The 6,665-nt window shown below is 59.0% G+C and carries 6 protein-coding genes; all 6 read right to left on the bottom strand.

All coding sequences use genetic code 11. The annotated features are described in order from the left end of the window. Positions 1 to 440: 440 nt before the first annotated feature. On the bottom strand, positions 441 to 1,766 hold the full coding sequence (locus tag AX729_RS16045) for a T6SS phospholipase effector Tle1-like catalytic domain-containing protein (RefSeq protein ID WP_061024669.1): 1,326 nt from the start codon (positions 1,764 to 1,766) through the stop codon (positions 441 to 443). Positions 1,767 to 1,789: 23 nt separating this feature from the next. Then, positions 1,790 to 2,017: a cold shock domain-containing protein gene (locus tag AX729_RS16040; RefSeq protein WP_061024667.1), complete on the bottom strand. Its 228-nt coding sequence runs from the start codon at positions 2,015 to 2,017 to the stop codon at positions 1,790 to 1,792. Beyond that, on the bottom strand, positions 2,014 to 3,477 hold the full coding sequence (locus tag AX729_RS16035; RefSeq protein ID WP_156456996.1) for an esterase/lipase family protein: 1,464 nt from the start codon (positions 3,475 to 3,477) through the stop codon (positions 2,014 to 2,016). Before AX729_RS16035 ends, AX729_RS16040 begins: the two co-directional genes overlap by 4 nt. 527 nt (positions 3,478 to 4,004) lie before the next feature. Continuing rightward, positions 4,005 to 5,114 (bottom strand): hypothetical protein, encoded by a 1,110-nt coding sequence (locus AX729_RS16030; RefSeq protein WP_156456995.1) that lies wholly within the window; start codon positions 5,112 to 5,114, stop codon positions 4,005 to 4,007. A 44-nt stretch (positions 5,115 to 5,158) separates the two neighbouring features. Next, on the bottom strand, positions 5,159 to 5,617 hold the full coding sequence (locus tag AX729_RS39670; RefSeq protein WP_156456994.1) for a hypothetical protein: 459 nt from the start codon (positions 5,615 to 5,617) through the stop codon (positions 5,159 to 5,161). 572 nt (positions 5,618 to 6,189) lie between these two features. After that, a complete protein-coding gene (gene rpmB / locus AX729_RS16025) occupies positions 6,190 to 6,501 on the bottom strand; it encodes a 50S ribosomal protein L28 (RefSeq protein WP_061024660.1) in 312 nt (103 codons plus the stop codon). Positions 6,502 to 6,665 lie beyond the last annotated feature (164 nt).

Below are 6,665 nucleotides of genomic sequence, written 5' to 3'. Positions count from 1 at the left end.
TTGGCGTCAGTGCCCGTTGAAACTGCTGCCGCGCACTCCGCCCTCATCCTGAGGGTCCGCCAAAGGCGGGCGTCTCGAAGGATGGCCGCAGAGAAAGCTCTCATCTGCGATAGCCCTGCGCTTGCGGGAGAGGTGAACGATCCGCGGCGATCGCTTCAACCTGAATCCATTCTGCCTGGAGCACGATCCGGAGAAGTGTGCTGCGGCTTTTCGAGAAGGATCATGCTCGAACAACAAGCCAGAACGCGATGACGATTCGTCCCGCTCTCATCGCGCTTTGCGCAACTGCGCACCAGCCGGGGGACGACACCGGTGGTGTTGCGCGAGCCTGTTTGCCTCGCCGTCATTGCGAGCGCAGCGAAGCAATCCAGGCTGCCGCCTGCGGAGAGAGTCCTGGATAGCTTCGCTTCGTTCGCAATTACGAGTTGTGAGAGTCCCCCTCACATCCCCTCCATCTCCCCCGCCGCCTCCGCATGCTCAGGCCCCGCCGGCATCGGCACCATCACGTAATCCCCGGGCATGTTCACCGGCCGGTAATCCGGCTCCACCGCCATCCGCTTCAGCACGCTCTCATGCACATGCGCGCCTTCGGGGATGAGGCGCGGCTCGCAATCGGGGACGTAGAAGCCGAAGTAGATCTTGCGCTCCGGCCATTCCCTGTACCGCGCGCGCTTCGGAAAATATTCCAGCACCCGCCAGGCCGCATTCATGGAATCGTGCAGTTGGCCCGTCTCCCCCGTATAGGCCGGCGCGACATAGTGGAACGGCGAGTTCTTGCGCTGGATGCCGAAGGCGAGCTGGTTCACGGTACGCGGGTTGAAGTTCAGCCCGGCCTTGGCGGCCTCCGCGACCATCCAGATCAGCGGATATTTGGAGTCCCCGCTCTCGGTCTCCGGATAGCCGCCGCCGACGTCGCCATGCACGCCGGCGAACCACACCTGGAGAATGTCCTGCGGCACCTTCTTCTCGTCGGGGACGTAGCGGTTGCTCCAGAACTCCTGCGGCTCCTCGTATTTGTTCAGGCGGAACATGCGGCGCCGCTCGTCGATCGCGATCGCCTGCCGGAAGATCCTGATGCTGGGGTTGCGCCGCGTGAAGGCGAGCTCCTCCAGGCTCGGCCAGAACAGGCGGTCGGCGCGCGGCACGATCACGCTCGCCACCGTGTCCCAGACGCCGATGAAGTGGATGGTCGGCCAGCGCGTCGAGGTGATGCGCGCGAACTGCGCCGCGAGGTCGAAGGCGTCCTTCGGCAGCGGTCCCTGCTCGTCGAACGCGACGTTCTCGACGTCTTCAAGGGCGTTGCCACGCCCGGTGCCGGAATATTGCTTGTAGGCGATGAGGCCCGAGCCCGCGAGGTTCGCCTGCTCCGGTCTGATCAACCCGATCTTGTGAATGAGCCCCGCCAGCACGCGAACCGTATAGGCCCCGCGCGAGAAGCCGAACAGGTAGATGCGGTCGCCCGGCGCATAGTGATCGACCAGGAAGCAATAGGCGCTGAGCACGTTGTCATCGAGCCCGTAGCCGGTGGCGAGCCCCAGCACCAGGTTGACGTTCGCCCTGAGCCGGTGCCACGTCGTCGGCTCCGTCAACGTGCCCACCCCGGGATCGTAGAACACCATCTGCCGCGGCGACGTCTTGTCCGTCTTGCGCAGGCAGCGATAGAGCTTCAGGACGTTGGAGATGTTCTCCGAGATCTCGTTGCCGGTGCCGTCACAGCAGATGACGAGGTTTTTGGCGGAGCTGTCGTGGGAGCCGAAGCCGTTCATGTTACCTCACGGCGAGCGGACCGCTACTTGCTTTCGTGTTTCGTCCAGACGTCGCGCGCGATGCCGATCGAGCCGATCTGATCCTTGAAAACACGATAGTGCACCTTATCGCCCTCCGTGAGATCCTGGAAGCCTGCATCTCCGCCTTTGACCGCGCCGGCGGTGAAGATGACCTGCTCCCCGTTTTCCTTCTTGATGACCCCGATGCCCAGCTGGCGGTAGATCGTCTCGATCGTGCCATAACCATTCATGACATTCCCCCTGCATGTGTCAGCGTTGAGGCCGCTGCGCGGTCGCCATCCTTTAGCCGCCAGCGAACCTCCATCCCTGAACCGGGTAGCATGATCTCCTCATGGGAGAAATGAGCCTTGCGGCCTTCCAGAACCTGCTCCAGCCCACGCTCGACCTTTCCGTCCGGCACGAGCCTGTGACCCGGAACGAAGTATTCGAAGTCGCCTCTCACCACGACGTCGACTTTCGCCTTGTGCACGATCCACGGCGCCGAGAAGGTCACGTGGGGGAGTGACGAAGGCACGACGGACTCGTATTCGATCTTCAGCGTCACCATGCTGCCGACTTTGGCCGCGAGCGCCGATGGAAGTTTGTATCTGCGCAACAACCAGGTGGCGGATTGTCGGGAAGATAGCGGCCAGCCGAACTCGGCTCCCTTGAGCGCGACATCATCGATGCTGATCACAAGACTCGGAAAGAATTCGGACCAGACTGCTGCGTCGTTCGTCTCGCTCAGAATGAGATCGATGGACCGGCGGAGGGCGTTCTGCTCGGCCTGCGGGAGCAGATCCAGCCCGACCTGATGGATGTAGACCGGCGCCGGCTGGCGAGCCCAGAGCTCCGCGGACGCCGCGAACGAGATGCCGAATTCGACGAAGTCGCTGCCGAGGATGAAACGATATTGGCAGATCGTTGTGCATTTGCCGTACGCTGCAAGTGGCCCGCGTCTCGGCGCTGCCTTGCGCAAATCGATTTCCGTGAAGAACACGAGGTCCTTGCTGACGCGGCCAAACCGGCTGTCCCAAGTGGCCTGGCTAGCCTTCCAGACGCGATCCAGGATGGTGGGATCCGTTCGACGTGCAATCTGAAGGAAGCTCTTTGCCTCTAGATATCGCCTATCGTTGGCCGCCTCGGGCTTGACCAACTGGATGTGACCGAATGGCAGAGGCTTCCAGTCGATCGCGCCATAAACGCCCTTGCCCGAGGCCTCGCTCACCGCGATGTCGTCGTCGCCGGTCACCACGCGAACGGCGAGCCACATGCGCTGCTCGCCTGCCTCTTCGTGGCCGCCATTGACCACCCGCAGCGCCCACTGATCGAAAAGGCGCGCGAGAAATTCGCTTCCGGTCTCCAGGTCTACGAACTGCCGCTGCCGTTTGCGGAACCAGTCGATGGCATGGCCGACGATCGGAAACTTGAAGCCGAATCCGTAGCCGACCAACCTTGCGACCCTGAGGAGGTCGCTGCCGGTCGTCGGCGTTCCGTAGAGCAGCAGCCCGCTGATTGGAGGAGGGCCCTGCGGACGCTGCAGCCTGTCGATGATGTATTTCATGCACACTAGGCCGCCCATGCTGTGGGCAATAAGGACGATGCTGTCGTAGGGCTTCGGCAGGTGCGATATTGCGCTGTCGAGGCTCAAGGCGGCGTGGTCAATCGGCGCGCCGCGGTAACGGTTGGTGTAATAGCCGAAGGCGTACACGTCGTAGTCTTGGAGCGCGGTATCGCCAAGGACGAGCTCGACGAAGCCGGCCTTGGCGTTCTTTGCGCGCCACGTGTCGACGATATGTCCGGTCACGCCATGGACGAACATGATGCAACGTGTGTTGCCGTTGTGTCCCGCGCGGGGATAGTGGAGCAGCTCGTCCTTCACGACAACGATAGGGGGCATTTCGGAAGGCTGCGCAAGAGACATGATCACTCTCTCCGAGGCGGATGGCCCGGGCGAAATGCTCGGCAATATGATCGACGTCGTATCAATCTAAGATAGCACGGATTTTTGCGTATGTCAGCATCCGGCCGCAATCTGACGCGGGGCGCGGTGTTCGACTGCGGAGCGCCGCTCAGAGTCGTGGCGAACGAGCGGGCGCGGATCAGGCCCGGCGGGGTGCTGGTCGGTTTGTGCGCGCGATCCATGGGATGCGCCTCCGGGTGATGCTGCCGGGGCGAGTATAATGGAAATGGTAAGCTCAGGGCTGTTTTAGAGGAGCTAGCCGGTCCCGCTTTGGTTCAAGCCTCGTCAAGGAGTTTGACAATTTCTCTTTGCAAGGGCTTGACGCTTTGAGAGCGCGATTTCATCGTTCTGTCGCGAAGCGTCCTGGCTGGAGCACGAAAACTCTTGAGTGCGAGCGCAAGTGCAAGCAACAAGCGCCCCGCTTGGCGTGGATAGGCGTTCGAAATTAGCGTTGGGAGAATCGCCGCTACCTCGTTCTGAAGTGCGTCTTGGTTTGACCAACTTTTCATCCGAGAGCGCAAGAAGTCCAAAGCGAACCGCATGTAGGCTGTATGGTCGGAGTATTTTCCAAGGAGATGGCTTCCGCTGGATGGGTTTTCCAGAGCGTGCTTAATAAGTTGGGCTATCCGCTGCTCTTGTCGCGAATGCTGTTTGATTTCGGCGATGATGATATCAGCTGCATCTGAAGGTAGTTCGGGTCGATCAGCTAGTTGCGGTTCGATTTTCGCTCTTAAGTCAAGATCTCGTCCAAGAACCGTTCGCACGAATGCGACGAGGCTATCCAGCTTGCGATTATGCTTTGCCTTTGACAGGAACGCTTCGGGCAACTCAACGGAGAGCTTTTTCTCACTCACCTGAATCGACACCAAGGCATTTTTGTAGATGTCTTCGTGTGATGAGGTTCTTGCTGGGTTATTCTCGTATTTGAGAGCATCAAAAAGCTCCGCAAGGACGACGGCGCGGACGAACCATTGGGTTGCTCGAACCCCACTCCGTAACTCGGATGTTTTTGCCTGCAACGCCTCTACGGCGGAGCGAGTAGCAAGAACTTCACTCTCGCAAAATCGAGCGAAACTCATTCTGATAAGGGGGTGCTTAATCCCATTGACCCACTCTCTCACGATCGGAGCGAGCGCATTTTGAGGGCCGACATGTGGATGTCCGTGAGGATCAATCAAGGCAAATAGCTCGGGACCTCCCATGGAGGTCAACAAAGGCTGCTTGATGGGAATGGTACGTGATTGAGTTCGGAATAAATCGAAGCCAACTATACGTCGCTGAGAATCGACCCGCTGTACATACGTTACATTGCTGCTCAAGCGCGATTGGATCAGAGGAATTGCAAATCCAGGGCGGATCCAGAATGGGACTGAGAGCGAGGTCACCTGTCCTTCATGGAGTATCAGATCGTGAAGGTCGCTGTTGCCTCTCATAGCCACCCTCGGCTTTTATAAATCTCGTGAACTAAGCTTCTGACGATGAAGTGCGTTTCGTTCGGTCGACCGCTACTAGTCCAAACGTATTCAGATATTTCGATTCCGTAGGAGCGGAGAGCCCCTCCAATATTCTTGTCGGCTGCGAGTGTATCGGGAAGAACGGCTGCTGTTACGCTCGTTCGCAATTCGATTGAGTCACTGAACAGGATCTCTGGCGTTGACGCTCGATCGTCAAGGCCGGCAGATAGATTACCGCCATTGGCAAGAACCATTTTTCTGTAGGCGTCAGCCTCAAAATTGGCGGCCGGAACATTAAATGCTGGCGAGGGAACATTGCGGAGAAAATTATCGTTTGTACCAAAGACCGCCGCCACCAATTTAGCTGCTGATTCAGGCTCGGGCGTAAGGAGAAAATCGAATAAGGGCATATAGGGGTGAAGGAACTGGTCCATCCGTCCCTCAACGAAAGCGCCACTGTCAAAGGGGAATACGTACTTGGGACGCGGTACGCGCGACGGATCCAAGATCAGGACAGATGGAAAGAGGGAGGATAATGTCGTAGGTTCGAATTCACTTTTTCCCCGAAATGCGGCCCTCCCATAGAAGGCATAAATTATTGGTTCTCGCAGCACGTCGCATTCTTCGAGCGCTTCGATTCGGCCCGCGGCAATTAGGTCCCTCAGAAGGTAGCTGCTTGTGACATGTGTTAGCCCCAAAACTTTCTTCTGAGGCGGCAGCTGCTCGACGAACTCTAGAAGGTCGCGGTGCGACGGGCGTCCAACTCGTGATTTGAGGTCTCGCGTCAACTTTCACAATCCATGCCTAAAAAATCGAACTATCGAGGTAAATGCGAAGCGAAGATAAGCTCAACTGCTGAGGCACGCCATAGTTGTGTTTGTGCGTTTGAAGCAGATCGACCACAAACAAAAACGGCCGGATCTTCCGATCCGGCCGCAACGCAAACTCTACTCGGCTAAGCCTACGCCACGCGACGCAACCTAGCCCCCGCCCAATTCTTTAAAACTCAGCTCGCCTTCTTTTCCGGCGCGGCCGTCGGGCCGACCTTCTTCTGGATGGCGCGCTTCAGCTCGAGGGCGCGCGGCGACAGGTTGTCGGCGTTGGCCTTGAGCAGGAAGGGGTCGAGGCCGCCATTGTGGTCGACGCTCTTGACCGCGTTGGTGGAGACGCGCAGGCGCACGTTGCGGCCCAAGGCTTCCGAGATGAACGTCACGTTGACGAGGTTCGGCAGGAAGCGGCGCTTGGTCTTGATGTTGGAGTGGCTGACCTTGTGGCCGACGAGGGGGCCCTTGGCCGTCAGTTCGCAGCGGCGTGACATGGCAAAATCCTTATCCTGAACCCCCAACGAAGTGCGGCCGCCATTCTGGGCGCCACGGGGGCAAATTCTTTCGTCCTTGCAGGGAGCGGGCGGACGTATAGGGGGGAAGGGGCGGGACGTCAAGTTTTCGGGTGTCTTTTGGAGCCGCCCGCTCCCTGCAAGGA

Origin of the sequence: Bradyrhizobium sp. CCH5-F6 (assembly GCF_001556045.1) — a bacterium.
Taxonomy (GTDB): domain Bacteria; phylum Pseudomonadota; class Alphaproteobacteria; order Rhizobiales; family Xanthobacteraceae; genus Bradyrhizobium.
The sequence above is the reverse complement of the archived record's forward strand: the minus strand, read 5'-3'. Positions and strand labels throughout refer to the sequence as shown.